Source organism: Psychrobacter sp. 1Y10, assembly GCF_052259005.1.
Taxonomy (GTDB): Bacteria; Pseudomonadota; Gammaproteobacteria; order Pseudomonadales; family Moraxellaceae; genus Psychrobacter; species Psychrobacter saeujeotis.
Genome location: NZ_JBQQES010000002.1, coordinates 231,162 through 257,097, shown reverse-complemented (window position 1 = coordinate 257,097; position 25,936 = coordinate 231,162). Strand labels below are relative to the sequence as shown.

The following is a 25,936-nucleotide window of genomic DNA, read 5'->3' as shown; positions in this document are numbered from 1 at the left end:
AATGCCAATCCTTAAATGAGATGGTTATGTAAAATATAAAATAGACGCCTATAAACAATGGTTACTCATAAGTGTCTATTCTATATGCATTGTCTTTAATGTAACGGTGGATGCTATGATAGATGTAGGTCTCTTGCGTACACTTTTGTAAGCGCATGTAACTTTATAATTAATAGCACTATAAAAATAAAGGTCAGCTATAAAAGCTGACCTTCATTCGTAATTGGATACGATGCTGTCCATAAAGAATAGACAGTTTATAAAATATCGTTAGGTATAAGCGCAATACAATGACCACTATACGGTATAGATTATACTAAAAATACTGATTGACCATTGTAAGCTCCATTATGCCAACAAGGATTATAAAGTCAACCAATCGCGCGGTTTTAGATAAAAATCGGTTAGCTCAAACTCAGGTGAGTCAGGCTCTGGCTCAAAGCGATAATGCCAACTGGCAAGGGGCGGCATGCTTACCAAGATAGACTCGATACGGCCATTACTTTGTAGCCCAAACAAAGTGCCGCGATCATAGACAAGGTTGTACTCGACATAACGACCGCGACGATACAGCTGAAATTCGCGCTGCTCATCAGTATAAGGGATGTCTTTACGCTGCTCAAAAATAGGCACGATACCTTCAAGGTAACCATTACCTACCGCTTTCATAAAGTCAAAGCAGGTCTCAAAATCCCAGCCACGACTCTCAGTATTGACATCATCATAGAATAGACCACCAATACCGCGCTGCTCATCTCGATGACGCAAATGAAAGTATTCATCACACCACTGTTTAAAATCAGGATAGACGCTGTCACCAAAGGGCGTGCACAGATTATGACAGACTTGATGCCAATGAACACAGTCAGCCAATACAGGATAGAACGGCGTCAAATCAAAACCGCCACCAAACCACCAAATAGGATCTTCGCCTGCAGCCTCTGCGACAAATAAACGCACGTTAGCGTGGCTGGTAGGGACGTTTGGATTCTTGGGATGTACGACTAGAGATACACCCATTGCTTGTGCCTTGCGACCGGCAATGTTAGGGTGACGAGCAGTTGCTGAAGCGGGCAAGTTATGAACATGGATATGGCTAAACATGACACCTGCTTTTTCGATGACCTTGCCATCTGCTAAAACACACGAGCGTCCGCCCCCACCTTCTGGACGCTCCCAGTCGTCAGGAACAAAGGTTGCATCGCCGCCGCCGTCACGCTCTTGCGCTTCTAGTGTTTGACAAATACGCGCTTGTAGGTCAACCAAAAACTCACGTACACGTGTGATGTCATCAGGTGTCGGCGTGGTTTGGTTGCCGTTAGCATCAGTATTGTGTTTGGGAGTACTGTTTAGATTGGGAATGCTCATAAAAATTTCTATCACTATAGCCGTTGGTAAAGATTTTTGATGATAAGTTTATTTATTAAGATGAGCTTTGGTATAAAACTCTTTATCAAGCAGATGACCCATACGGTCACGTTTGGTGGCCAAATAATCAGCGTTGCTGTCATTGACCCCGACCACCAATGGTACCCGCTCAACGACATTGATACCATTGTCCGTTAAATAAGACACTTTATCCGGGTTGTTGGTAATAAGACGAACTTCATCAACGCCTACATGAGCAAGCATAGGGCCACACATATCATAGATGCGCGCGTCAGCAGGCAGCCCTAACATAAGATTGGCATCTAGGGTATCATGGCCTTGATCTTGCAAAGCATAGGCACGAATTTTATTGGTCAATCCAATACCGCGACCTTCTTGACGCAGATATAAAATAGCACCGTAGCCAGTCGCTTGTATTGCCTCCATAGCCGTATTAAGCTGTGGTCCGCAATCGCATTTTAACGAGCCAAAAGCATCGCCTGTCAAGCATTCAGAATGGATGCGCACTAAAGGTACAGAGCTCTCTACTGGCTTGGTATGAGGTTTTATAGGGCGTGTTTGCATAGTGTTTTTTTCTGGCAGAGGGTCTACCACTGGTAGGCCAACACTAAGCATCACGTGTTCTTGACCGTCTTCATTTTCAAATACATGAAGGTCAAACTCGCCGTGACGAGTGGGTAGTTTTGCACTGGTAATAAATTGATATGACATTGATGTCCTGCATAGGCCGATCATCGTGGCAGTAGAAATTATAAAGGCCATAGTCGTATCGTAACGGCTATGTGTCGAAGAGCGGGATAAGCAAGCTATATGTTTGCAAAACCCCTGTTCATAATAACTGTCACTAGCTGGTTATCATTGTATAATGTTCATAATGATAACTTTTCAACGTGATTGTGAGAAAAACACACAAAGTTCACAGACGATGCACGATGAGTAAAGCGACAGTTTAAAAAAAATGCTATTATGCCATACTATTTTAACGGATACAGTGACAAGTCTTTGCCCTTATATTACTGTATCGTCATTTGTGCATAGTATGCAATATATGGTTATTGATTTACTATTGTCATGGTTACTTTTATTTTATGTCTATGATAATGGTACATTTAAACAAAACATGTAAATAGTTTCATGTAAATACTAATAAACAGTGACGATGCGCTAAGCATATCGCAATCTATAAGTAATAGCAGTATATACTACCTAGCTATTGTAGATGGTTTCATAACACCGTATCAATATGATAACGGTGTATGACGATATAGTAAGATGGCGCTTTGTCAGCAGCTTGGTAGGTATCGTACGATTTATGCAGCAGTCACCTTATTTTTTACAGTCTCAGTCAGCATCTGCGTCACCTCATACGTCGCTATCTAGGCCATTGGCTACCGATTCTGCTGCACACCTATCAGGCTTGCAACAGACTTTTAAGCAGATACCGCGCACGCGTCCTTATACGCCGCTACTTGATACAATTGATGCGCCTGTAGACATCAAAGCACTCAACACTGAGCAATTAATCGTGTTGGTCGATGAGCTGCGCTTGTTTTTATTGTATTCAGCGGGTCAAAGTGGTGGGCATTTTGGGGCGAATCTGGGTGTGGTTGAACTGACTATCGCTCTGCATTATTTGCTTGATACACCTCAAGATCAGATTGTTTGGGATGTGGGTCATCAAGCGTATGCGCATAAGGTCCTCACTGGTCGTCGCGATAAGCTCAGTAGTATACGCGCCAAAAATGGTTTGACAGCATTCCCTGAGCGTGTGGAATCCGTTTACGATACTTTTGGCGTAGGACATTCATCAACGTCTATCTCAGCAGGCTTGGGTATGAGCTTGGCGCTACGCTATCAAGGGCGCCCGCAGACGGTTGCTTGTGTCATTGGTGATGGCGCAATGACTGGTGGTATGGCTTTTGAGGCTATGAATGATGCTGTACAGCAAGATGCGGATTTATTGGTCATTTTAAATGACAATGACATGTCGATATCGTGTTCTATTGGTGGGTTTTCGCGACACTTAGCGATGCTTTGGGAGTCAGGTTATCAAGTTGATATCTCAGATACAGGGGCACCGGTGCTGCGCCATCGTCCAAACATGCAGGCATTTGATCGACGCAAACGTCATAGTGAACATCGTGATGTACCGCAGTTAGAAGACAATTTGTTTAAAGCCATTGGTTTTACCTATTTTGGGCCCTTTGATGGTCACAATATTCCTGAGCTGCTACGAGTATTGTCACTTGCCAAACAGGTAAAAGGACCAGTACTAGTACATATTTATACGACCAAAGGCAAAGGTTTTGCGCCTGCGGAAGCCGATCCCGTCGGTTATCATGCCATTAGCAAATTACCTGCTGAAGACATTGTCGCTTGTGACTTTGCCAAAGATAAAGCGACTATCGAGAGTGAAGCTACTAAAGATAAGCCTTCTAAACTAAAGTATTCGCAAGTGTTTGGGCAGTTTTTATGCGATAAAGCGGCACAAGATAATAGGCTATTAGCGATCACTCCAGCGATGGAAGAGGGCTCTGGGATGATTGACTTTGCCCGCCAGTTCCCAGAGCGGTTTTTTGATGTGGCCATTGCTGAGCAGCATGCGGTGACACTTGCGGGCGGTATGGCAACGCAAGGCGTCAAGCCCATTGTCGCGATATACTCCACCTTTTTGCAGCGTGGTTATGATCAGCTTATTCACGATATTGCATTGCAAAATCTTGATGTGACATTCGCGATTGATCGAGCCGGTCTTGTTGGAGAGGATGGCGCAACCCATGCTGGCGTATTTGATCTGGCTTTTCTGCGCTGCGTACCCAACATGCTTATTGCAGCGCCAAAAGATGAAAACGAGTGCTATCACCTGCTTAATACTTGCTATGAGTATGAAGGAAGCACAGCGGTTCGTTACCCACGAGGCATCGGCACTGGCGCGATGATAAGTCGTCCAGCACAGAACTATAAGATAGGACAAGCCGTGGTAGAGACCGTATTGGGAAATGCCCATGCTACTAACAAGCTTGCGCTATTGGCCTTTGGTACGATGGTAGCGACGGCCAAGCAAGCGGCCAAGATATTGACATCTGATGGTGCAACCAGTGATTGTCAGGTGCAAGTCGTCAACATGCGCTGGGTAAAGCCATTGGATACCAATTTGCTTGAAACGTTGATTGAGCAAGGTGTGACGCATATTGCAACCTTAGAAGAGCATATGATCATGGGCGGTGCAGGTAGCGCTGTCAACGAGTATTTGCTCAATGCGTCTGCTGCATTTGCTGTTAGCCGTCCAGCTATTGCTAATATCGGTATTTCTGATCGTTTTATTGCCCATGGTTCACAAGCAGAACAATTGGCGGATTGTGGTTTAGACACTCATGGCGTGGTCACACAGTTACAGCGTTTATTGACTTCGCTCAAAGCATGATAGTTTGGCGTAACACCTGCTTGCCGTAGGTGCTAATTTTTTTACAGCTTGCATGATTTTTGATGGTGGCCATTAGCCATGGTAAGCCTGTTATTTATCGTTTTTTGTTTTTAGTATGTTGCGATCAGGCTGTTTGAGATCGTATAAGAAAGGCATAGATTGGCAGACAATTGGTGTGCCAACTATGTAAGCAATAGTAATATCTGTAGTCTTCATTCATTTTATTTATTCAACAAGTAGATAGGTTATTTATGGAACCCATGGTCGTCATCGCAGCGCGTACTGCCGAAAAAGTTGGTGCAGAGATTCTACACGCGCATCAAAATCGCCACAAAATTGAGTTTGATACTGAGTCAAAAGGTATCGACGGTTTAGTGACACGCATTGATCGCTTTAGTGAAGAGCTCACTATCGAGACCCTCAAAAGCAATTATCCAAACCATTCGTTTTTGGGTGAAGAGTTTGGTATGCAAGAAGGCCGCGGTGAAGATGCAGATTGGTGCTGGATTATTGATCCACTTGATGGGACCAAAAACTTCGTCCACGGAGTACCGCAGTTTTGTGTATCGATCGCTGTGCAGCACAAAGGCGTTACTCAGCACGGTGTGGTATATGACCCTATTCGTGATGAGATGTTCTCTGCCAGCCGAGGCAAGGGCGCACGTCTAAACCAGCGCCGTATCAACGTAAGCGAGCGTAAGACCATCGATGGTGGGTTGTTTACGACTGGTCATCCACTTGAACGTCATCGTAATGGTGAAGTCATCTCTTTTGCTAAAGAGCACTTTGAAAGCTTACAAAAAGTGTCTGAGGCAGGTGGTCAAATGCGTCGTTTGGGCTCGGCAGCACTTGATTTATGCTATGTGGCAGCAGGGCGTTTTGATGGTTATTTTGAGATGTCTATTAAGCCATGGGATATCGCAGCAGGTGAGCTGATCGTATCAGAGGCACGCGGAGTCGTGGTTGATCATACAGGCGCACATAATTCCATGAAGTCAGGCTCTATTTTTGCTTGTAACGTCAAGCTACTAAAACCATTGATGCAAATAGTGGTGCCAACATGGCGTGACGCTGTATAAGGGCGTTGCACCAATAAGACTGTACTTAAAAAGTTGTGTTTAAAAAATTTAAAAAGCTGACTCTATGATAGGGTCAGCTTTTTTTATGGTAATTTTATAAGATGAGACCTTTAACGTTATTCACAGCCCTCAACGTTATTCACGTAGTCCCAATTCTTTTTCTTTACTCACGTTTTCTAGTACAGCAAGCTCTTCTTCAATCAAGCCCAGCATGTCTTGTACATGCGGCAACAGCTTGCTACAAGCGGTAATACAAAACTCTACTTTATCTAAATAGCTGGCAAGCGTGATGTTCATTGCTTGACCATCTAATATAATAGAAGCTGGATACAGTGCTTTGAGCGGTGCGCCGTTCCAGTACAGTGGCTTTTTAGCCCCAGGTACATTAGAGATAATAAGGTTAAAAGCTTGTTTTTTGGGGAATATCCCCGTTAATAGGTTAATGCCTTCCCACGCATAAGCGATGGCACTATAGTTGATTACCTGTGCTTGATTCATACGCCGGAACCGACGTTTTCCACTATTCATACTGCCATTGATCAGCTGTAGTCGACGAAGAGGGTCATCTAAATGCGTGCCTAAGTTTGCCAAAACAAATGAGATTTGATTGCCAGTGGTACTATTGTCGCTGCGTAATGACATCGGTACAAAAGCAATCAAGGGTTTATTCGGTAACGCATCAAGTTTGAGCAAGTAACGCCGTATGGCACCAGAGCAAACAGCAAGTATCACATCATTCATACTGACATCGAGTTTGTCAGCGATGTCATCAAAGCGCTGCATATCATAAGATTGCGCTGCAATTCGCCGTGAGGCAGAGATGCGCTGGTTTAATATACTCATGGGAGCATCAAAGGTGCCAACATAATCGTCTTTGCCATGATGTTTAAAGTTATCCAGTAGTTCGGTAAATACCGGCTTAATGGTAGATAGCTGCTCTTTTATAATACGAGTCACAGAGCGTCCAGTAGGTATCAGAGCATCTACTTGATTACGATGGCGTGCCATGAGTGACCACACTGGCAGCGTCATAGGCTCATACGGTGACTGTGAAAGCGACTTTTGGATGAGGCGCATGGCAGCGATACCATCGACCAATGAGTGATGAATCTTAAAGTATAGGGCAAAGCGTTCAGGACTATCGTCAGTCTCTGGTTGAATGCCCTCAACGACATGACATTCCCATAGTGGCATCGCCCGATCAAGTAAGCGCCCATGCTCTTTTGAGACGTACATCAGTAGCTCTCGGACGCGAGCAGGTCTTGGCAAGGCAACATGACGAAAATGATGCTCAACATCAAAATCTTCATCTTGCTTCCAAAACAACAACCGTTCGAGTACCTGATTGAACGGAAAGCTTGGTGGTACGTCAGAGGTTTGCATTTGTCTTACCAGCTGATAAACAAAATCACCCTCTGCGTTTTGAGCGTCGACCGGTAGTTCAAACAAAAACAAGCCGCCCACATGCATAGGCTGTTTACGCGACTCAAGAAGTAAAAATAACTGATCAACTGCCGTCAGTAAGCGCATGGGGTGTCCTTTAGGGTCAATGAGTAAGGTCAGTGAGCTGCGTATTATAAGTAGCCTGTCGGCACATCGATATGAACAGCGGTTAAATTAAGTATATAAACGACTGGGTATTAAAACTATTTTATTGAAAAAAGTAACCAGTTTGCGGCGAGCTGGCTTGTGCCATCTTACGCATAGGCATCCGCCCTGCCAAAAACGCTTCACGACCTGCCCAAATAGCGTGTTTCATTGCATGGGCCATCATCACTGGTCGTTGAGCATTGGCAATCGCTGAGTTCATAAGTACACCATCACAACCAAGCTCCATGGCAATAGCTGCATCAGAGGCAGTACCAACGCCAGCGTCAACCAATACTGGCACCTTAGCGTTTTCGATGATAAGGCTGAGCGTATGACGGTTGAGGAGTCCAAGACCAGAACCAATAAGGCTACCCAAAGGCATAATCGCCACACAGCCCATACTTTCTAGCTCTTGCGCGACAATGGGGTCGTCTGATGTGTATACCATCACCTCAAAGCCATCATCAATCAGTACTTTTGCCGCCTTTAAAGTTTCCATAATATTGGGGTACAAACTGTTTTCGTCACCCAATACTTCAAGCTTAACTAAGTTATGACCTCCCAGCAGTTCACGCGCAAGCTTACAAGTTCGAACTGCCGTCTCAGCATCAAAGCAACCAGCAGTATTGGGTAAAATAGTATATTTGTCAGGCGAGATGACATCTAACAAGTTCGGCTCGTTACTGTTTTGACCAATGTTGGTACGACGAATAGCGACAGTGACGATCTCGGCCGCTGAGGCTGCAATAGCGGTTCCGGTCTCAGCCATATCTTTATATTTACCAGTGCCGACCAATAGACGTGATGAAAAGGTGCGACTACCAACAGTAAAAGTATCTTGAACAATAGGGGAGTTCTCAGTGGTAGTTTGAATGGAGGCTTGAGACATATCTGAAATCCTAATAACGGGCGGACTATAAAAGATGAAAGGCATAAGCAGCACTAATACGAGCAGTCAAAGCCAGTACTAGAAATCAAAAATAGTACTAGGAGTCAATACTGATATACGCTTATCGAATCGTAAAAGGTCGTAAAAGCCTTGCTAATGATATAAAACAAAATGTTATTATAACAAACTCATAAGCGCTTACCGATAACTTTACTGAGTTTAATCATGTAAGTATAAGGCACTTATATTAGATACTGCCTACTTATTAAAAACCCTAACGCCTTTACTAAAGAGGCTAAGCACTTATGAATTTGTTTATCACCCACTTTATTTTTATCAGGTCGTTTTTATGATGCAACTGCCGTACAGTTTTGCAAAACGCCACCAGCTTTTAGTGATTTTAGCGATAGATGCTGAGCTGCCACCGACGTTGGTATTGACCAAAGCCACACCGCTTTCTGCCATCAATGAAGCTGTGCGATTTTTGCAGCAGCAAGGCGTACGCGGTGTGCCTGTTTATGACAGCATCAGCATGGACGAATTTGAAAAACGCCTGAATGCAGCTTATGCAGGCAATACGGGTGAATCCCAGCATATCGCCGCTGGTCTTGAAGACCATCCAGATTTGGACAGCTTAGCAGATAGTGTGCCTGAGACCGAAGACTTGATGGATCAGCAGGATGATGCGCCTATTATACGTCTCATCAATGCGCTATTATCAGAAGCGATACGTCTTAATGCCTCAGATATCCATATCGAGACTTTTGAGAAGCGTCTGGTTGTCCGTTTTCGGGTGGATGGTGAGCTCAAAGAAATCATTACGCCCAAACGTCAGTTGGCACCGCTTTTGGTCTCACGGATCAAAGTCATGGCCAAACTTGACATCGCAGAAAAACGCGTGCCACAAGATGGGCGTATCAGTCTACGGCTAGCAGGGCGTGAGGTCGATGTGCGGGTATCAACGTTGCCCTCAAGCTTTGGGGAACGCGTGGTCATGCGCTTGTTAGATAAGCAAGCAGGCCGCCTCAATATGACTTATCTTGGGCTTGCAGACAATGACTATACTGAGCTTAAACGCTTAATCCATCGTCCGCATGGCATTATTTTGGTGACAGGTCCTACGGGTTCAGGCAAAACGACGACCCTATATGCTGCATTGACTGATTTAAACGATCAGACCCGCAATATCTTAACGGCTGAAGATCCCATCGAATTTCAGCTTGATGGTATTGGTCAGACCCAAGTGAATAATAAAGTAGATATGACTTTTGCCACAAGTTTGCGGGCGATGTTACGACAAGATCCAGATGTGGTCATGGTTGGTGAGATTCGAGATATCGAAACTGCTGAGATTGCAGTACAAGCGTCATTGACAGGGCATTTGGTGTTATCAACACTGCATACCAATACCGCTATCGGTGCGGTGACTCGCCTGCAAGATATGGGGGTAGAGCCGTTCTTATTATCGTCTTCGCTTATTGGCGTGGTCGCGCAGCGTCTGGTGCGGACCCTTTGTACCCATTGTCATACGTGGCAAACGGCAGATAGTGAGCAAGCAAAGCTGTTCTCTGAGATTGGTATTGAAACTGTTTCTAGAGCCTCGGTGACGACAGCGCTTAAGCTACCAAATCCCGTTGGCTGTGATAAGTGCAATCAGTCTGGCTTTAAAGGGCGTACAGCAATATATGAAGTCGTACCAATTGATGATACGTTAAGACGTATGATTCATAGTAATACTGCGGAGTATGAGCTTGAGTCTTATGCTCGTCAAAAGACCCCATCGATTCGTGCCGATGGTTTGCATAAAGTGATAGCGGGACAGACGACATTAGAAGAAGTACTACGCGTCACCAAAGAAAGCGCCCTAACTGAGGACGCTATCATTGTATAATTGGAGCTATTATTTTGCTGCCATACATTCAACTTCAACGCTAGCACCTGCGGCCAAGTCTTTGACACCAAATGCTGAGCGTACAGGGTAGGGTTTGGCGAGTTTGGCTTTATAGACTTCATTAAACGCATTAAAGTCGTTCATATCAGTCAGCATCGCCATACATTTGATGATGTCAGACTTTTGGTAGCCATATTGCAGCAATACGTCGTTGATATTGTCTAACGTTTGCGCGGCTTCGGCTTTAATACCGCCTTCTACCAGTTTGCCGTCTTTAAACCCAATTTGTCCTGACATATATAAAGTGTCACCAACTCGAACAGCACTAGAAAACGGATAGTCACCGCCATCACCTAAAAAGACAGGCTTAGATTTGGTCATAGTAGTTGCGTTGGTAGTTGCTGCCGGAGCAGCATTTGCACTAATAGCCAGTCCCAGTGAGCAAGCACCCACAAAAAATGCCTTAGATAGGCGACTGATAAATTGATTGGTAAGTTTAGACATTATTGACTCCTTGTTGTTGATTATTTACGTTATCGTCTACTGGTTATTTATTATCGGTGGAAGATAGGTTTTCAGTTTCAGTTTCAGTTTCAGTTTCAGTCTTGTTGTCGTTGTCAGTGTCAGTTGCTTTATCAAAAGGTTTGCCTTGACGACGGGCTTCTAATTCAGCCTTAGGTATCCATGCCCATGTCATCTCAACGGTAATGGGATCACGCACGCTGTCAGACTCACGATCGTTGATGATGCATGGAATAACCATCTCGCCTTTGGGGGTATCTAAAATGTCTGAGCGCTGTTCATCACTTAAGGTAGCGACCGCTGCTACTTGCCCTTTTTTGAGCGGACGGTAAAAATTGACAGAATAAGATTTTATCAACAGCACACGATCAGAAGGTAGGTTTAACCCTAAGATAAAGCCTGTGGCGGTCTCAGCAAGTAGTGTAACAGCGACCGCATGAATAGAGCCAATATGGTTTTGTACAGGTTTATTATTGTTTAAGCTGACTACCACTTGATTGGGTTCTACGGTTTCGTAATAGACACCCGTGGTCCCCACATAAGGCACGACTTTACCAAAGGCTTTGGATAAAATAGTTGAGCGTGCAGCAGTAGGTAGATATTTGGTAATGGATAGCAGCTTGGTAAATTGATTGTTTACTGGCTTAAGCGAGCTAGGGTTCGACGGGGTATTTGCTTGAGGGGTTAGCGCATCAGATATTTTTTCAGGTAACTTAGCTGGTATCTTCGTCGATAATTTACTGGGTAGCTTATTTAATAATCCTGACATACAACGTTCCTCAAATTAATCTGGTTGGGCATTTTTAGATAACGAATAAAGCAATACATCTGATTACTACTTGCATCTGATTAATATTAGTACCATAAATGACCCTGCACACAAAATAGTAGTAACGTAACTATCGAAAAGTTGCAAACCTTATGTCTATTGTTTTTATCAATCGTTTTTAATATTGAGTGAAGTTATGAATGACAGACCCATTAGCGAGCCTACCAATATTATTTATACGGGTGTCGCAGGCACAGGTAAGACTTATCGATTGTTACAAACTGCCAAACAGTATACCCATTATTTGCCCATCACGGATGGCAATGAGCTGTTGTTACAGTTGCTTTTTGAGCTTAGCTGGCGCGATGTGGTGTGCCTGATATTTTTAGACTTTAAGGTTCAAAAAAAAGAGCTGGTAAAAGTGCCTGAAATCGTCAATCACGAGTTTTTTATCGCTAAGGCGGCGCAAAATGCACGTGAGAAAAACCTGAGCAATACAGCATGGTCAGTGCTGCAAATGCACAGTTCGGCCAGCTCAAAAACAGTGACCTATAAGAACCGCGCAAGCCAAGCTTACTTTGATAAAGACGAAAGCGGAGCGTGGCATCTACTGCCAGAGAGTATGATGTTATTGACTCAGTTGTCGCAGCAGCTTGACGAGTTCCGACAGGCGCAACAAGACAATCAGCCTGTACAAAAGCAGTACTATAGTATGGTCAGCTTTCATCAAGCCTATGGCTATGAAGAGTTTGTCGAAGGCATTCGCCCGGTGATGGGCGGTGATGAATCAAGGGGGCAGGGTACTCAAATCAACCGCCAAGCAGGTGAGCAAGGGATTAGCAATCAGATGCGCTATGATATCCAAGATGGGGCTTTTTTAAAGCTTTGTAAGCGCGCTGCCAATGATCCGGAACATCGTTATGCCATGCTCATTGATGAGATTAACCGTGCCAATGTCTCCCGAGTATTTGGTGAGCTACTTAGTCTGATTGAGCCTGATAAACGTAGCGGGCAACCAAATGCCATGCAAGTGAATTTGGCTTATTCTGGGCGAGCCTTTAGCGTGCCTGCCAATGTCGATATCTATGCAACAATGAATACGCAAGATCACTCATTAGCGCCGCTTGATATGGCACTGCGTCGACGCTTTCGCTTTATCGACTGTCCTCCGCAGCCCAAATTGCTGCCAATTATTCGCGTTTTAGATCATACAGACGCGCATCAAAGCTCAAATAAGCATAAGTCATCACAAGAGGTAGATTTGGCCAAACTGTTAACAGGGCTGAATCAGCGTATCATGCAAACCTTGGGGCAAGAGGCGCAGCTTGGTCATGCCTTTTTATACTCGGTAAAGAGTTTGACACAGCTACAAACAGTATTGGTAGAGCAAATTATTCCACAATTGGCGCAAGCTGTTGGTGGGCAAGTGGCTTTATTACAGTATCTATTTAATGATGAGCAGCAGGCAGTGACCTCGCAGTTTATTCATGACAGTCAACGCAGTCTGTCGCAATCGTTAAGTAAAGACCATCAACACCCTATGTTCGCTGATCAAAGTGCGTTTGGAGGTTCGATGATGGCATCTACTAGCTATACTATCAATCCAGAGCTTGTGAGGCAGACTGGCGAGTTTGTCAAACCTTATGTTTATCAACGTTTGTATTAATTTTAATGAAACATATACCAATAAACAGTCATTATTATAGCGCTGGATGCTCATTTCCTGACTCAAATACAGTGGGTCATGCGACTATGAGCGTGTTTGAACACCAGCGCTTGGTAGCAGAGGACTTTATTGACGTCGATGATTTTGCTTGGCTGCTTGCGCAAGAATTTGCGGTATTTAGCATTAAGCGCCAACGTGGACAGTGGCAGCTCAAGGTGGGTCACTATATCGGTATTGTTTTGCTGCCAAGTGGCATTACGCTTGAGATACTGCCTAAAGCAGCGGCAGTCATGCAAAAAAACAGCCTTAACCAAAGCGATGAAATCATACGGACGCGTCAATGGGTACAGATGATGCTGGCCGATTTGATGGTATTATCTAGTAGACATCATAAGCTGCCGCACACCAAAACCTTAGGCCAGCTTAGTCAATATCTTACGCCATTACCGACACAAACGCCGCCGCTATCACAATGGCTCATCAGCCAGTTTTTGCAGCTATTGTCCAGCTATCAGCCAACCAAGCAGTATCAAACCCAAAGCCACAACCAGTCGATGCTACAAGGTAAGCTACTGATTAAAGAGCAGCTAAAGCATAATAGTCATCAGCCTCATAAGTTTGTTTGTGAAGTAGACCAGTTAAGCGTCGATATGCTGGCCAATCGTCTGATAAAAAGTGCGTTGGTTTTTCTTGAGCAGCTAGCAGGCACGTCTCAAGGCTATCACCCACACTCTATGTCGTTGTCCGCAGCGTTATTGTCTAAGCTGGTGTACTGGCGACAGATTACTGAGTTTAGCCACTACGAGCAACAAAGACTAAGCTCTCTTTATCAAAGGGCAAAGCAGCAGCTAACCACACAGCCACTGTCTCGGTTGCAGCGGCAGTCTGTACATAAGCTATTAGATTTGGCGTATTGGCTACTTCAAATGCAGTACTCAACTATGCCTACAGGTAATGGTGTTGGCCATAAAGGTGGGCAGATACGCCTATGTTTGCTGATTAATATGAACCAAGCTTTTGAGCAGTGGGCAAGTTTGCGTCTTACGCAGCTGTTTGAGCAGTCCACCAGTATCAACCAGCCTATTTACCAAACATTTACTCAGCAAAAAGATGTATGGCTTCGAGATGCTACAGGGCAGACATGTCTGTCTATACAGCCAGATTTATTGATTTATAATACAGCTACCGAAGCAAATAGCCAAAAACAGCACATCAGTAAGGCGGATGCTAACACCACTCACTGTAGTCACGTCATTGATATCAAATGGAAGACACTGACTCATGCGCGTGATATTAGCGCTACTGATGCGTATCAGCTGATCAGTTATGCTCAAGCTTACCAAGCTAAGCAAGTTTGGCTGGTCTATCCGGTCATGGATGACACCGCTCAACCAGTCGCACTTCAGCAGTCTATTGACTCTATAGAGTCGAACCCCGCGACACTATGGCTCATGCCTTTTAATGTTACGACTGGAACGCTTAATAAAACTACTTTAATCGCCTAAAAAATTTAGGCGATTAAAAGCAAATATTATGCAGATATCTGTGCAAACAATTCGTTGATAAAGTACTTAGTCAAAATTGATGAAAATAATTAAAAATAGGTGTTGACACTACCGACTATAAGTCTTAATATATGCACCTCGATAGCGAGGAACATTAACAAGTTAGCGGTACTGCCGATAACGAGTTAAGTGACAAAACTAGCGAGATAATAGAGAATATCGGAGTGTGGCGCAGTTTGGTAGCGCATCTGGTTTGGGACCAGAGGGTCGTAGGTTCGAATCCTATCACTCCGACCATCTATTTTAAGAGCCTTACAGGCTTTTTTTTATGTATAATAGTTTTGTTCGTAGCATTACGAATTATACTTAATACGTAAAAGCCCTTAAGAGCGCCTGTAGCTCAGTTGGATAGAGCACCTGCCTTCTAAGTAGGTGGTCGCAGGTTCGAGCCCTGCCAGGCGCGCCATTTAGCCTGCAAATCTTGCCTTCCTTGGCAATAGTTATGGCGGTTGTAGCTCAGTTGGTAGAGCCCCGGGTTGTGATCTCGGTTGTCGTGGGTTCGAGTCCCATCAGTCGCCCCAATTTTTATTTGATATATCTGCTTTTACATACATAAATTGCCCTCGTTGGCATTTTTTTTCGTCTGCGTTTTTCTTTCCTATCTTTTTATTCATTTTATAGCTATTTTTTGTAAGCTTGATAATTTCATTTGGCTTAGTACCTATCTTTTATCTGGTTTCTAAAAAAATGCCCATACTGTCTTCTACGCATTTATTGTTAATTTTAGCGAAATAACCCCCATTATTAAGCAGTATCCTAAATCTACACTTAAGAAACAGTATCTTTCTGATTAATACTATGTATATTAATAGTCTATACAAAGAATATTGTCTCGCTGCTATCAATATAAAATGTGTGTAGCGTGCGTATAACTTTAATAGCAGTCCACAGTAAACGATTTTTCTTGTGTATTGTCTCTTAGGTAGTTTATTTTGCAGAGTTCGGCGTAGCTGCCGTAAGTTGCCATACATTATTGAGGAAATTGTTAATGGACGCACTTAGTATGTTATTACAGAACGTGCATTTGTTTGAGACAAATTACTACCGTCTAAATGGTAGAGGTAATTGGTCATATTCAATTGATAGAAAAGATACGATTTTGTTTTATTTAGTGTTATCGGGTAGTTTTTGTATCGATGTCGGCAGTGAGATACGAGAGGCAAAGACTGGCGATACAATTATGATCTCAAACTCCTATAAACATGTCAGCTATGCACTTAATCATCATGGTGATAATGCCAAACCTCTAGATGAGATGCTCAATGAATCTGAAAGCCATGTTATAGATCTCAATGGAGAAGGTGAGATCAATGCATGTTTGATTTTGATTGAATGTAAATATGAAAAAGAGATGACGCAACCATTATTGTCAGTTCTGCCAACGATATTGCCTGAGCTTGCCGAGATGTCTGATGGTCGATTTGGCGTTATTGATGTCGAGGTCAAGCTGTTGACCTTGGAGTCTGAGCATGAGCGTATGGGTAAGACGGCAGTCATCAACCATTGGGCCAGTATTATGATGATTGAGTGTCTGCGCACCTATATAGAGAGCTTGCCTGAGGCGACAGACAATTGGCTTAAAGCGCTAAAAGACCCATTTTTATCCAAAGCCTTGGTAGCGATGCATTATGCACCAGATCGAAACTGGACGATTCATAAGCTTGCTGAGGTAGCAGGAATGTCGCGCTCAAGCTTTGCTCAGCGGTTTAAAGATGTGGTTGGAATGCCGCCTTTGACATATTTAATTGATTACCGTTTGCGCTTGGCAGCACGTTATCTACGTTTGCAGCAAAACAGCATCAGCCGTATTAGTGAGCTAGTAGGGTATGCGTCAGACTCCACCTTTAGTCAAGCCTTTAAGCGCGTTTATGGTGTATCACCAAAAGCTTATCGTCAGCAGTATCAACGTAAACTGACAGCGTAAGTATTTTATAAGTTCCCATCTTTAAAAATTCAGATAAAGAGCGGCCATAACACTGACAACCAAAGTGCGTTCAGGTACTATATAATAGTCAGTAGTCCAAACGCAGTCACTACGATATCTGGCTATTTGTTATCTTTAGTTATGGCATTTAAATATATAGCTTAGATATACGCTTATGATACTGAAGGCCACATTTATTTTTTGCTGGTGATGGTACATTATGACCCAACCGACTTTTAACAATACCCTACAATCTACTACGATAAATAGCGATAGTAGTGCCTCCATCTTTGATGATAGAAGTAGCCATGAGACATTATCATCGCTACAAGAATCGGCAGTGAGAGATAAAGCGGCGCTGCTTGCTCTTTTTACCACGTCATCTTCTTTGTCATCTGCTGTTCACGCAACTGACACCTCAGAGTCTAGTGTGGCTGAGCTGCGTTTAACACTTTATCGCCTGCAGCATGAGCGTACTCGCTTGCTATATTTGGCTTCTGCAAATGTACGTCCAACCTATCTGGTACAGACGTTAAAGAGTCAGTTTGCAGAGTATCAGCAGTATAAGCTTGCGCAGCAGCTTGATAAGCGTGGCCTGCTCGATGTCAATCCACTTGAGCGCTTATGGCAGCAGTTGCATGTGGTCGATGATATTATCGCTGACATCGTACGCCATATGCCAGCTCAGCAGCCAGCAGGGTGGCAGCTGACGGCGCAAGATGGTCATAATCCACTAAGACTTGCAACTGTGGGTCAGCTAAAACACCCCAAACCTATTGAGGATCAAGCCAGTCTAAATAGCTATGTGCTTGGTCACTTTGGGGTGAGTAGTTTTACGTATGATCGTGGATATTATATTGGTCATGTGGTTGGTTATTTATTCAGCTGTTATTTTTGTGCGCACCTGTCTATTAGCTACGGCGTCACAGCACTTGGTGAGCAAGTGGTTGAAGGGTATGACTATGCTAGTCTTGAGACGCCTTATATGGTGCGTTTGTTGCAAGGCTTAGACAGCTATTGTAAAAAGCGTATTTACCAGTTGGCAGTCATTTGCGCGCGTCTTAGCGTCTATGCGTCTGATAAACGTATCGAAAAAATGCTTATCGCCGAAGTTAATGATTTTGATAAAAAGCTACAGCAGCAGCATTTAGATGTATTGTTATTACAAGGAATGATGCCCGAGAGTAATGATTCTACGCCACTTTTTTAAAGACATGACTCACCACTTCTTTTCTCATCTATTGCCTTAGGATACTCGCTGTTATGCCTGCTTATCATTATAAAGCGCTTGATGACCAAGGCGATGTCCAAAAAGGGTTACTAGAAGGTGACTCGGCGCGGCAAGTACGCCAGCAGATCCGTGACAAACAATGGACGCCAGTAGAGGTCAATGCTGTCAATGACAAGCAAGGTCGACAGCGCAGTCGTTATAAAAAGCCATCTGCATATGAGCTGGCGCTATTAACTCGCCAGCTCTCTGTCCTGCTAGCAGCTGGTATTCCACTCGAAGAAACCCTAGCAGCTGTCGCCAAGCAATCGCCCAAAACTCATATCAAGTCTCTTATGCTGGCAGTGCGCTCACACGTCCTAGAGGGCTTAAGCTTTGCCCGTGCATTACAGCAAGCTGCGAGTTTTCCGCCTTTATATATTGCCACTATCGCGGCTGGTGAAAAGTCAGGTCATCTTGATCTGATTCTTAATCAATTGGCCGACTATACTGAAAACCGCTTTGCCTTACAAAAAAAAATCCAAGGTGCGATGGTATATCCTATTGTGCTAATGGTCATGGCAGTCGGTGTCATTATGGGGTTGATGAGCTTTGTGGTACCTAAGATTGTCAAAGTGTTTGAGCAGTCTGAGCAGGCACTGCCATTAATTACGCAGGTGGTGCTAGCGATGTCCAATGCCATCACCCAGTGGTGGTGGCTGATGCTATTAATATTCATAAGTAGCGCTTTTTTGTTTTACCGGTTTGCGCAAACGCAAGCAGGCAAGCTTGCTATTGATAGCATCGTCCTTCGGTTGCCAATATTGGCACGGCTCTCTAAAAGTCTCAATGCTGCCCGCTTTGCCAGTACACTTGCGATATTGGTACGTTCAGGTGTGCCATTAATTGAAGCTTTACATATTGGCGCCGCCGTCACCACCAATCTACATATTAAACAAACCATCGTTACTGCTGCAGATCGAGTAACAGAAGGTGCCAGCTTATCAAGCCAACTCGAAAAAACGTCTTATTTCCCACCGATGATGGTACAGATGATAAAAAGTGGGGAAAACTCGGGTGAGCTTGACAATATGCTCAGCCGAGCAGCCAGTATGCAAGAGGCAGAAGCGACCAACTTTATTAGTACTTTGCTGTCGTTATTAGAGCCGTTGATGCTAGTACTGATGGGCGTCGTCGTGATGATTATTGTGATGGCAGTTATGCTGCCGATTGTGAATATGAACGACTTGGCAGGTTAGTTCGGGCGGTTTACTATTTGACCGTATCACTTTAACCTTACAGCAGGTTTCTTAAGTTTTGCTTACTGTTGTATATTAATCAATGATAGGCAAATACACTGTCGTTCATTGATTATTTGGGCTATAGTGACCTTTATAAACAGTGACGTTTATACATATATAGAGGTTTATGTACCTATAAGTAGGGACAGCGATAATCCAAAACTTAAAATCAAAATTTAAAATCAAAGTGCGCTAGTAGATAAATATACAATCATAGTCTATAGTGATAATCGTCTTGATATTTGTGTATAACGGTAATGATAAAAGCGATGATTATGAGTGATAAAACCCCAACCAAAGCAGCAAAGCAGCACCCTATGAAAAGTATACAATCTCATGCAGATATAAATAACGTACACGTCATCAATAAACGGACGGCAGTGAACGTTAGCCAGTCAGGCTTTACGCTGATTGAAATTATGGTTGTCATTGTCATTTTGGCTATTTTGGCAGGATTGGTCGTGCCAAAAGTCGTGGGCCAGAGCGACAAAGCGCGGGTTAAAACGACAGAAACGGCCTTATCGACCGTATCTAATACGCTTGATATGTATAAGGTAGATAACTCACGCTACCCAACGACAGCGCAGGGTTTGGAAGCGCTGAGCACACCGCCTGCGGACGCGAAGAATTATCCTGAAGGGGGTTATATCAAAGGTGGCTATCCAACTGATGGTTGGGAAAATGAGCTGCAGTATGTCTCTCCAGGTAGTGAAGGTCGCCCTTATGATTTATTTTCGTTGGGTGCAGATGGTCAACAAGGCGGCGAAGGTCAAGACGCTGACATCTATGCAAAACTATAAATAGAGACATTAGCGTACTCAGTAATAACGGCCAGAAACGGATAACTGGATCGTAACTATTATCAACCAATAAGACATTATTGGTTGATATTTTTTATTAATACGAAAGTTAGCGCCGTTCTTATATAAGTTGTCATACTAAAGTTTTTAACATTACAGTCTTTTCGTTTGATACCAATACCATCGCCAGAATAGTTAGATTTTAGCCCTCGTTTATTGAAAGCAGCAATTAAAGGTAATTATTCATGCCAATCAAAACACCAATAATAAAATCAGTCGCAGTATCCAAACGCACTTCTAAAAAGTCTAATGCGCTTACACTTGCTATCATGAGCACCTCAATGATGATGGGTTCTTCAATGCTTGCTATGACTGCTCAGGCAGCAAGTTTAGGTGAGTTGTTTGGTAATAATAGTGCTACAAAGTCGAAGTTTTTACCAGTGGATAAAGCTTTCCAAGTTGATAGCATTACCAATGCAACATCCAAAGGCACGCGTTTATCCATCACCTTTGATATCACGCCAGGTCACTACGTCTACAAAAACCAGCTTACTTTAAATTTCCCGAAAGGGGTGAGCGCAACGCCGTTTGCGTTTAACCAATCACCAGTCTCAATCGATGATCCAACTTTTGGCAAGGTTCCAGTATTTACTCAAAAGCATATGATAGCGACGACGACACTTACGACCAATAATGGCAAAGGGGCAAAGAATGCACCGCTCGTGATCGGTTGGCAAGGCTGCGCCAAAGCTGGATTATGCTACCCGCCAGAGAAAATCAGAACCACGGTTGATATCGCAGCACAACGTAAGTAAATATCGACCGAGTCGATGTCAGTATTAGTAATCAATAGGCAGTCCTTTATGTCCATTAAGACACCAGAAAAACCTCCATCCTCCTATAAAAATCGTTCTTCCAAAAAGTCTTATCTGTTAGCGTTTGCTTTAAGCAGTAGCTCATTGCTGACAGGACTACTACCTACTGGATTGGTCGCTACTGGACTGACCGCCACATCTATGACAGCTCAAGCTGTTAGCTTGGGTGATTTGTTTGGTAATAATAAAAGCTCAGCGAAGCCAAAGTTTTTACCCGTCGATCAAGCGTTTCAGGTGGGTAGTGTCAGTAAGCCTGTCGCGACAGGGACGCAGTTATCGATCAACTTCGACATCACGCCTGAGCACTATGTCTATAAAGATAAAATAAAGCTTACCTTGCCTGCTGGTATAACTGCGACGCCATTTACTTTTAATCAGACGGCTGTTTCTATTGATGATCCCACCTTTGGTCGTGTGCCCGTATTTGATCAAGCCAATATGGTTGCTACCACGACGTTAAATAGTACAAATGGCAAAAGCGTGGACGATGCTGCAGTAGTTATTGGCTGGCAAGGGTGCGCCAAAGCGGGACTGTGTTACCCGCCTGAAAAGATAAATACTACTGTCAATATCGCTGCGACTACCCCGCAGACTGCAGCGAGTGGCAATAGTACGTCTTCTCAAGATCAGACGACAGACTCTACCGTCAAAGCTGCTATGAGTGCTGCCACGACAGCAGACACAGCGACTGCAACTGATATAAAAAATGCTACGCCTACAGCACAGCAAGTAGAGACAGATGATGAGGTGATTGACTATGCCTTACTAGATGACAGTTCTTTAGATGACGAGCTTACAACCAATACGATTTCTGGAGCAGATACCAATGTCATCGGTGGCGGTACGGTTGATAGCAATACGACCAATAACAACACGGCCAGCAATGCCAGCAGCTCTACTGTCAACGAGGATAGTTTAGTCGATACTGATCCGTTTGGTCTTGCTTCGCATCCATGGTTGGCATTAGGTTTATTATTTTTAGCAGGTTTAGGCTTAGCACTAACCCCCTGTGTGCTACCGATGCTGCCTATCGTCGCCAATATCGTGGCACGTGAGAAAAACCCAACAGTAAAAAGAGGCGTAATATTGACCACCAGTTATGCCATTGGGGTTGCTACTGCCTATGGTATTTTGGGTGCAGTCATCGCGGTGTTTGGCGAGTCATTAGGCATTATTGGCTGGCTACAAAACCCAATTATCTTGATTAGCTTTGCTATTATTTTTGTCTTATTAGCGCTATATATGCTGGGAGTGTTTACTATTCGTCTGCCACGAGCCATTAGTAGTAAGATGCAAGGCTTGAGTCAAGCGGGTGACAGTAAGCTTGGTAGTACGGGAGGTAGCCTCATTGCTGGGTTTTTATCAGCATTGGTCGTATCGCCTTGTGTGTCCGCGCCACTATTTGGCGCCTTGCTTGCAGTGTCGACTATTGGTAGTCCGTTACTTGGTTTTGCCGCCTTATTTATGCTTGGTTTTGGTTTGTCAGCACCGCTGATTTTGATTGGTGCCACTCAAGGCAAAATCATACCAAAGGCTGGCGAGTGGATGAACTGGGTCAAACAAGGCTTTGCTTTATTATTATTTGCAGTAGCGCTGTTATTAATTGAGCGCGTATTTGTATCGCCTATAATGCTGTTAGTATGGGCATTATGGTTTATGGTAGTGGCGACATGGGCATGGAGCTGGCTGGGTCGTGGCCGAATGTTTACCCAAGCACTTGGTCTAGTGACTGGTATTTGGGCCGCTTGCTTGATAATTGGGGCAGCACTTGGCAACGATGATAGTCTCCATCCGTTAGCGTCACTGAGCGCTGCACCGACGATGCTACAGTCGAATAGTGGTCAAGCGGTTGGTAGTAGTAATGCAAACGATGAGCACATTACGACACTTGCGCAATTAGATACAATCATTGTCGAAAATCCCAAAGTCATCGTGGATGTGACGGCTGATTGGTGTGTCGAATGTCGTATTATGGATAAAAACTTGTTTCATAATCGCCCAGCGCAGATGCAAGACTGGCAGCTGATCAGGCTTGATATCACTGAAACTACTCCAGACTCAAAGGCAATTTTGGCGCGCTACCAACTATTTGGTCCGCCAGCATTGTTGTATTACAAAGATGGACAATTGATAAATCAGCAAGTTGGTGAGATTGGACGCTCAAAGTTTGAAGAGACTTTAACTGCACTCAACAAATAATGCAGCATTAATAAAAGTCCACACGATAAAAGAGCCAGTATACTGTTATGACACAGTGACTGGCTCTTTTTACTTGCCAAGCGTACGCTTAAAGATTTGTTAGAGACAAATTCTTGTTATTTAACATTGTACTAAAGACAAATAACTCTAGTATAATGCGGTTATATTTATTACACTAAAGCAACAATAGTTAAGTTGTACTAATAAAATACCGTAGTTGCTTTTTACCGATCAAGTTTGATTTTAGTCATCGTAGATAATTTATTGACCATCGTGTCAATTAACACAAGGGACACTTATGTTTGTTCATACAGCTTTGCAGCGTCAGATGATGGGCCTTGCTTTTGTTTCTCAAGCTACTAAGCACACAGTAACCAAAACCCATTTGAGCATAGCAGTTGGCGTGGCACTGAGTTGTTTTACCATGCAAGTGCATGCGGTAGATAACAATCAGATAAATGATGAATTAGCTATAGACGTGCAGGAAGCTACTGTTGAGCAGTTAGAGACACCAAACGTTGATAATCAAAAACTGTCTAACGATGCTTTTGTCGCACAGCAAGCACAATTGTTTTTTGAATGTACGCAAGTACGTACGGCCGCTGCACGACTGGCCTGTTTTGACAAAGTTGCAGAGCAAGGCGAGACGCCAAGCTATACCACGACTAAGCAACCATTAGATTTGGCAAGCACCATTAAAAGTACCATTTCGGGTGAGCCGCAGGTGGTACTTGCAGAAGATATGACTAAGATGCAGGGTGATACTGTAGCAGCTGCGGATACGGTACTCATTGCCAATCAGTTGTCTTCCAATAATGGAACAAATAAGGCCGCGATAGACAAGACACAAACCGAGATATTAGATGATGTCGGCGTGACTCAAAGCGATATCGAAAAATACACACCGCTGAGTCTGGCCTATGATTTGGACCAAAACAGTGAGCGCGGGACTTGGTCAGCGCGTCCACACCGTCCTATGTATTTATTGCCATTATTTTTAAATGCCAAGCCCAACCGTAGTCCAAGCACGCCGACTCGAGATGAGGAGGTTTTTAGTCCCAATGAGCTAAGAGTACCTGAGCTAAAACTGCAAGTATCTATTAAGACTAAGGTCGCAGAGGACTTATTCGATACCAATGCCGATATGTGGTTTGGCTATACGCAGCAGTCGCATTGGCAGGTCTACAATGAAGACAACTCTCGTCCGTTTCGAGCAACTGACTATGAGCCAGAGGTATTTGTAACTCAGCCTGTCACAGCAAACTTACCTTTTGGCGGACGCTTGCGTATGTTAGGGGCGGGAGCTTCGCATCACTCAAACGGTCAGTCTGACAATTTGTCTCGTTCATGGAACCGTGCCTATCTTATGGCTGGTGCTGAATGGGGTAAGTTTGCGATTGTACCAAGACTGTGGACGCGAGTCAGTACCGAGAGTGGCGACACGGATGATAACCCAGATATCGAAGATTTCTTGGGTTATGGTGATATGAAGTTCTTATATGACTTGCCAAACAAACACAGTGTCAGCGGTACTTTGCGTTATAACCCAAAGACAGAAAAAGGCGCAGCGCAAGTCGATTATATCTATCCATTGTCCAACAACGTCAATGGTTATGTTCAGCTGTTCCATGGTTATGGTGAGTCCATCATCGACTACAACCATAAAAATACCGCTATCGGTGTTGGGATAATGCTCAATGACTGGAGAGGGCTATAATTCGCTAAATATTATAGATAAGTGTCCTCGTTATTTATGCAGCGCTTAGCACCATATCAAAGCGGCCTATGGCTGGCAGAGTATATAAATTTACGCTGTCAGCTATGTCATGTCTATCGTAGTACAGCTTCCATACCCAGCAGCGCAGCCCCATCGCTTCACAATCATATACGGCGTTATTTATATAAAGGCATTTTATGTGCACGCTGTCATGATTATATCGCGTGGCTCCCCAAGGTATTTACTGTAGATATTGCCGCAGGTGCTTCTCTTACTATCCAAGCTGCTACTTATTACGACTATCCAATTCGCCAAGCCATTCGAGCTTTTAAACATTCAGAGGACATGACCAAACTGCCTTTATTGGTACATGTATTGCGTCAGCTCCCAAGACCAGCCGGCTGCCATAGCCAAAATAGTGTCATCTTACCCATGCCTACCACCGCCAATCGCCTAGTTGAGCGCGGCTTTGATCCGGTGACTATTCTTTCTGCATATTTATCCAAGCATTGGAATATACCTATCTGGCAAGGTGTCCAGCGCATTGATCATACTGTTAGTCAACAAGGCCTAACGCGTGCAGAACGCCTAACGAACCTAAACGATGCTTTTACGTTGACGACATTGCCGCCTGTCAAACGTATATTGCTATTTGATGATGTGGCGACCACAGGAGCAAGTCTACAAGCACTGGCTCGAACACTGTCTGCCAAGTCATCTTCTTATAGTCAGACCCATCCTATAAATCAAAGTACATTCCACGATAAAAACATGCCTGTCTCTGATATTTACCATATATCAGCCTATGCACTTGCGCACGGCAGTCACGACACCTAGACAAATAATGTTAATAAATAATATTTAAAGATATTTTTATGTATTATTAATGATACAGAAATGTATCTATGCTACATTGTCCATTCTTATGTCGACTCTTATAACTATTTCATTGATAAATTCATTTATCACGTGGGTTGTCTGCTCTAAAGCATTACCTGCTGATACCATCACACTGGAATGAATATTGCAACAGTATTTAAGAATAAACAAAAAACTAGCTAAGTAGTGTCTATTCTTTATATAAATAAACTGGTCGTTGTCATTATGTATGATTGTTATTAATAGGATA

19 protein-coding genes and 3 tRNA genes are annotated in these 25,936 nt (G+C 43.7%); 16 read left to right on the top strand and 6 right to left on the bottom strand.

What is annotated here, in order from left to right; translation table 11 throughout:
- Positions 1-363 precede the first annotated feature (363 nt).
- Both hemF and ribA read right to left on the bottom strand, forming a co-directional pair.
- Complete coding sequence (gene hemF / locus ACTXGH_RS04050) at positions 364-1,368, bottom strand: oxygen-dependent coproporphyrinogen oxidase (RefSeq protein WP_439295534.1); 1,005 nt, start codon at positions 1,366-1,368, stop codon at positions 364-366.
- 48 nt (positions 1,369-1,416) lie between these two features.
- Positions 1,417-2,100 carry a GTP cyclohydrolase II gene (gene ribA, locus ACTXGH_RS04045; RefSeq protein ID WP_439262187.1) on the bottom strand — a complete coding sequence of 228 codons (684 nt, stop codon included), beginning with the start codon at positions 2,098-2,100 and terminating at the stop codon, positions 1,417-1,419.
- A 601-nt stretch (positions 2,101-2,701) separates the two neighbouring features.
- On the opposite strand from ribA, the gene dxs reads away from it, so the two are divergent.
- Complete coding sequence (dxs, locus tag ACTXGH_RS04040; protein ID WP_439295654.1) at positions 2,702-4,813, top strand: 1-deoxy-D-xylulose-5-phosphate synthase; 2,112 nt, start codon at positions 2,702-2,704, stop codon at positions 4,811-4,813.
- 251 nt (positions 4,814-5,064) lie between these two features.
- Positions 5,065-5,892 (top strand): inositol monophosphatase family protein, encoded by an 828-nt coding sequence (locus ACTXGH_RS04035; RefSeq protein ID WP_439295535.1) that lies wholly within the window; start codon positions 5,065-5,067, stop codon positions 5,890-5,892.
- A 135-nt stretch (positions 5,893-6,027) separates the two neighbouring features.
- Here ACTXGH_RS04035 and ACTXGH_RS04030 read toward each other — a convergent pair whose 3' ends face one another.
- Both ACTXGH_RS04030 and ACTXGH_RS04025 read right to left on the bottom strand, forming a co-directional pair.
- Positions 6,028-7,422, bottom strand: a complete 1,395-nt coding sequence (locus ACTXGH_RS04030) for a WS/DGAT/MGAT family O-acyltransferase (protein WP_439295536.1) — start codon at positions 7,420-7,422, stop codon at positions 6,028-6,030.
- Positions 7,423-7,543: 121 nt separating this feature from the next.
- Entirely contained in the window at positions 7,544-8,371 is an 828-nt protein-coding gene (locus tag ACTXGH_RS04025; protein WP_439262182.1) for a thiazole synthase, read from the bottom strand.
- Between the two features lie 349 nt (positions 8,372-8,720).
- On the opposite strand from ACTXGH_RS04025, the gene gspE reads away from it, so the two are divergent.
- A complete protein-coding gene (gene gspE, locus ACTXGH_RS04020; protein ID WP_439295537.1) occupies positions 8,721-10,262 on the top strand; it encodes a type II secretion system ATPase GspE in 1,542 nt (513 codons plus the stop codon).
- 9 nt (positions 10,263-10,271) lie between these two features.
- Here gspE and ACTXGH_RS04015 read toward each other — a convergent pair whose 3' ends face one another.
- Both ACTXGH_RS04015 and ACTXGH_RS04010 read right to left on the bottom strand, forming a co-directional pair.
- On the bottom strand, positions 10,272-10,766 hold the full coding sequence (locus ACTXGH_RS04015; protein ID WP_439295538.1) for a RidA family protein: 495 nt from the start codon (positions 10,764-10,766) through the stop codon (positions 10,272-10,274).
- Between the two features lie 43 nt (positions 10,767-10,809).
- Positions 10,810-11,553 carry a DUF4442 domain-containing protein gene (locus tag ACTXGH_RS04010; protein ID WP_439295539.1) on the bottom strand — a complete coding sequence of 248 codons (744 nt, stop codon included), beginning with the start codon at positions 11,551-11,553 and terminating at the stop codon, positions 10,810-10,812.
- A gap of 196 nt (positions 11,554-11,749) precedes the next feature.
- Here ACTXGH_RS04010 and ACTXGH_RS04005 point away from each other — a divergent pair, with 196 nt between their 5' ends.
- The 13 genes from ACTXGH_RS04005 (at position 11,750) to ACTXGH_RS03945 (ending at position 25,644) form a co-directional block, all read left to right on the top strand.
- Complete coding sequence (locus ACTXGH_RS04005; protein ID WP_439295540.1) at positions 11,750-13,219, top strand: McrB family protein; 1,470 nt, start codon at positions 11,750-11,752, stop codon at positions 13,217-13,219.
- 86 nt (positions 13,220-13,305) lie between these two features.
- The gene (locus ACTXGH_RS04000; protein WP_439295541.1) at positions 13,306-14,724 is read left to right on the top strand and encodes an McrC family protein; all 1,419 of its coding nucleotides are present in this window, start codon (positions 13,306-13,308) and stop codon (positions 14,722-14,724) included.
- A gap of 220 nt (positions 14,725-14,944) precedes the next feature.
- Positions 14,945-15,021: transfer RNA gene (locus ACTXGH_RS03995), tRNA-Pro, on the top strand.
- 92 nt (positions 15,022-15,113) lie between these two features.
- Positions 15,114-15,190, top strand: a tRNA-Arg gene (locus tag ACTXGH_RS03990).
- 39 nt (positions 15,191-15,229) lie between these two features.
- Positions 15,230-15,305: transfer RNA gene (locus tag ACTXGH_RS03985), tRNA-His, on the top strand.
- A 467-nt stretch (positions 15,306-15,772) separates the two neighbouring features.
- The gene (locus tag ACTXGH_RS03980) at positions 15,773-16,708 is read left to right on the top strand and encodes a helix-turn-helix transcriptional regulator (protein ID WP_439295542.1); all 936 of its coding nucleotides are present in this window, start codon (positions 15,773-15,775) and stop codon (positions 16,706-16,708) included.
- A gap of 220 nt (positions 16,709-16,928) precedes the next feature.
- Complete coding sequence (locus ACTXGH_RS03975) at positions 16,929-17,918, top strand: hypothetical protein (protein ID WP_439262169.1); 990 nt, start codon at positions 16,929-16,931, stop codon at positions 17,916-17,918.
- A 53-nt stretch (positions 17,919-17,971) separates the two neighbouring features.
- Positions 17,972-19,174, top strand: coding sequence for a type II secretion system inner membrane protein GspF (gene gspF, locus ACTXGH_RS03970; RefSeq protein ID WP_439295543.1), 1,203 nt, complete (start codon positions 17,972-17,974; stop codon positions 19,172-19,174).
- A gap of 317 nt (positions 19,175-19,491) precedes the next feature.
- Positions 19,492-20,016 carry a type II secretion system major pseudopilin GspG gene (gene gspG, locus ACTXGH_RS03965; RefSeq protein WP_439295544.1) on the top strand — a complete coding sequence of 175 codons (525 nt, stop codon included), beginning with the start codon at positions 19,492-19,494 and terminating at the stop codon, positions 20,014-20,016.
- 245 nt (positions 20,017-20,261) lie between these two features.
- Complete coding sequence (locus tag ACTXGH_RS03960; protein WP_439295545.1) at positions 20,262-20,831, top strand: protein-disulfide reductase DsbD domain-containing protein; 570 nt, start codon at positions 20,262-20,264, stop codon at positions 20,829-20,831.
- Positions 20,832-20,879: 48 nt separating this feature from the next.
- Complete coding sequence (gene dsbD, locus ACTXGH_RS03955; RefSeq protein ID WP_439295546.1) at positions 20,880-23,090, top strand: protein-disulfide reductase DsbD; 2,211 nt, start codon at positions 20,880-20,882, stop codon at positions 23,088-23,090.
- A 298-nt stretch (positions 23,091-23,388) separates the two neighbouring features.
- Positions 23,389-24,807 carry a phospholipase A gene (locus ACTXGH_RS03950; protein WP_439262159.1) on the top strand — a complete coding sequence of 473 codons (1,419 nt, stop codon included), beginning with the start codon at positions 23,389-23,391 and terminating at the stop codon, positions 24,805-24,807.
- A gap of 36 nt (positions 24,808-24,843) precedes the next feature.
- The gene (locus ACTXGH_RS03945; protein WP_439295547.1) at positions 24,844-25,644 is read left to right on the top strand and encodes a ComF family protein; all 801 of its coding nucleotides are present in this window, start codon (positions 24,844-24,846) and stop codon (positions 25,642-25,644) included.
- Positions 25,645-25,936: the final 292 nt, after the last annotated feature.

Coding starts and splice junctions, on each gene's coding strand:
- hemF (WP_439295534.1), bottom strand. CDS start 1,368: ATGAGCATTCCCAATCTAAACAGTACTCCCAAACACAATACTGATGCT.
- ribA (WP_439262187.1), bottom strand. CDS start 2,100: ATGTCATATCAATTTATTACCAGTGCAAAACTACCCACTCGTCACGGC.
- dxs (WP_439295654.1), top strand. CDS start 2,702: ATGCAGCAGTCACCTTATTTTTTACAGTCTCAGTCAGCATCTGCGTCA.
- ACTXGH_RS04035 (WP_439295535.1), top strand. CDS start 5,065: ATGGAACCCATGGTCGTCATCGCAGCGCGTACTGCCGAAAAAGTTGGT.
- ACTXGH_RS04030 (WP_439295536.1), bottom strand. CDS start 7,422: ATGCGCTTACTGACGGCAGTTGATCAGTTATTTTTACTTCTTGAGTCG.
- ACTXGH_RS04025 (WP_439262182.1), bottom strand. CDS start 8,371: ATGTCTCAAGCCTCCATTCAAACTACCACTGAGAACTCCCCTATTGTT.
- gspE (WP_439295537.1), top strand. CDS start 8,721: ATGATGCAACTGCCGTACAGTTTTGCAAAACGCCACCAGCTTTTAGTG.
- ACTXGH_RS04015 (WP_439295538.1), bottom strand. CDS start 10,766: ATGTCTAAACTTACCAATCAATTTATCAGTCGCCTATCTAAGGCATTT.
- ACTXGH_RS04010 (WP_439295539.1), bottom strand. CDS start 11,553: ATGTCAGGATTATTAAATAAGCTACCCAGTAAATTATCGACGAAGATA.
- ACTXGH_RS04005 (WP_439295540.1), top strand. CDS start 11,750: ATGAATGACAGACCCATTAGCGAGCCTACCAATATTATTTATACGGGT.
- ACTXGH_RS04000 (WP_439295541.1), top strand. CDS start 13,306: ATGAGCGTGTTTGAACACCAGCGCTTGGTAGCAGAGGACTTTATTGAC.
- ACTXGH_RS03980 (WP_439295542.1), top strand. CDS start 15,773: ATGGACGCACTTAGTATGTTATTACAGAACGTGCATTTGTTTGAGACA.
- ACTXGH_RS03975 (WP_439262169.1), top strand. CDS start 16,929: ATGACCCAACCGACTTTTAACAATACCCTACAATCTACTACGATAAAT.
- gspF (WP_439295543.1), top strand. CDS start 17,972: ATGCCTGCTTATCATTATAAAGCGCTTGATGACCAAGGCGATGTCCAA.
- gspG (WP_439295544.1), top strand. CDS start 19,492: ATGAGTGATAAAACCCCAACCAAAGCAGCAAAGCAGCACCCTATGAAA.
- ACTXGH_RS03960 (WP_439295545.1), top strand. CDS start 20,262: ATGCCAATCAAAACACCAATAATAAAATCAGTCGCAGTATCCAAACGC.
- dsbD (WP_439295546.1), top strand. CDS start 20,880: ATGTCCATTAAGACACCAGAAAAACCTCCATCCTCCTATAAAAATCGT.
- ACTXGH_RS03950 (WP_439262159.1), top strand. CDS start 23,389: ATGTTTGTTCATACAGCTTTGCAGCGTCAGATGATGGGCCTTGCTTTT.
- ACTXGH_RS03945 (WP_439295547.1), top strand. CDS start 24,844: ATGCAGCGCTTAGCACCATATCAAAGCGGCCTATGGCTGGCAGAGTAT.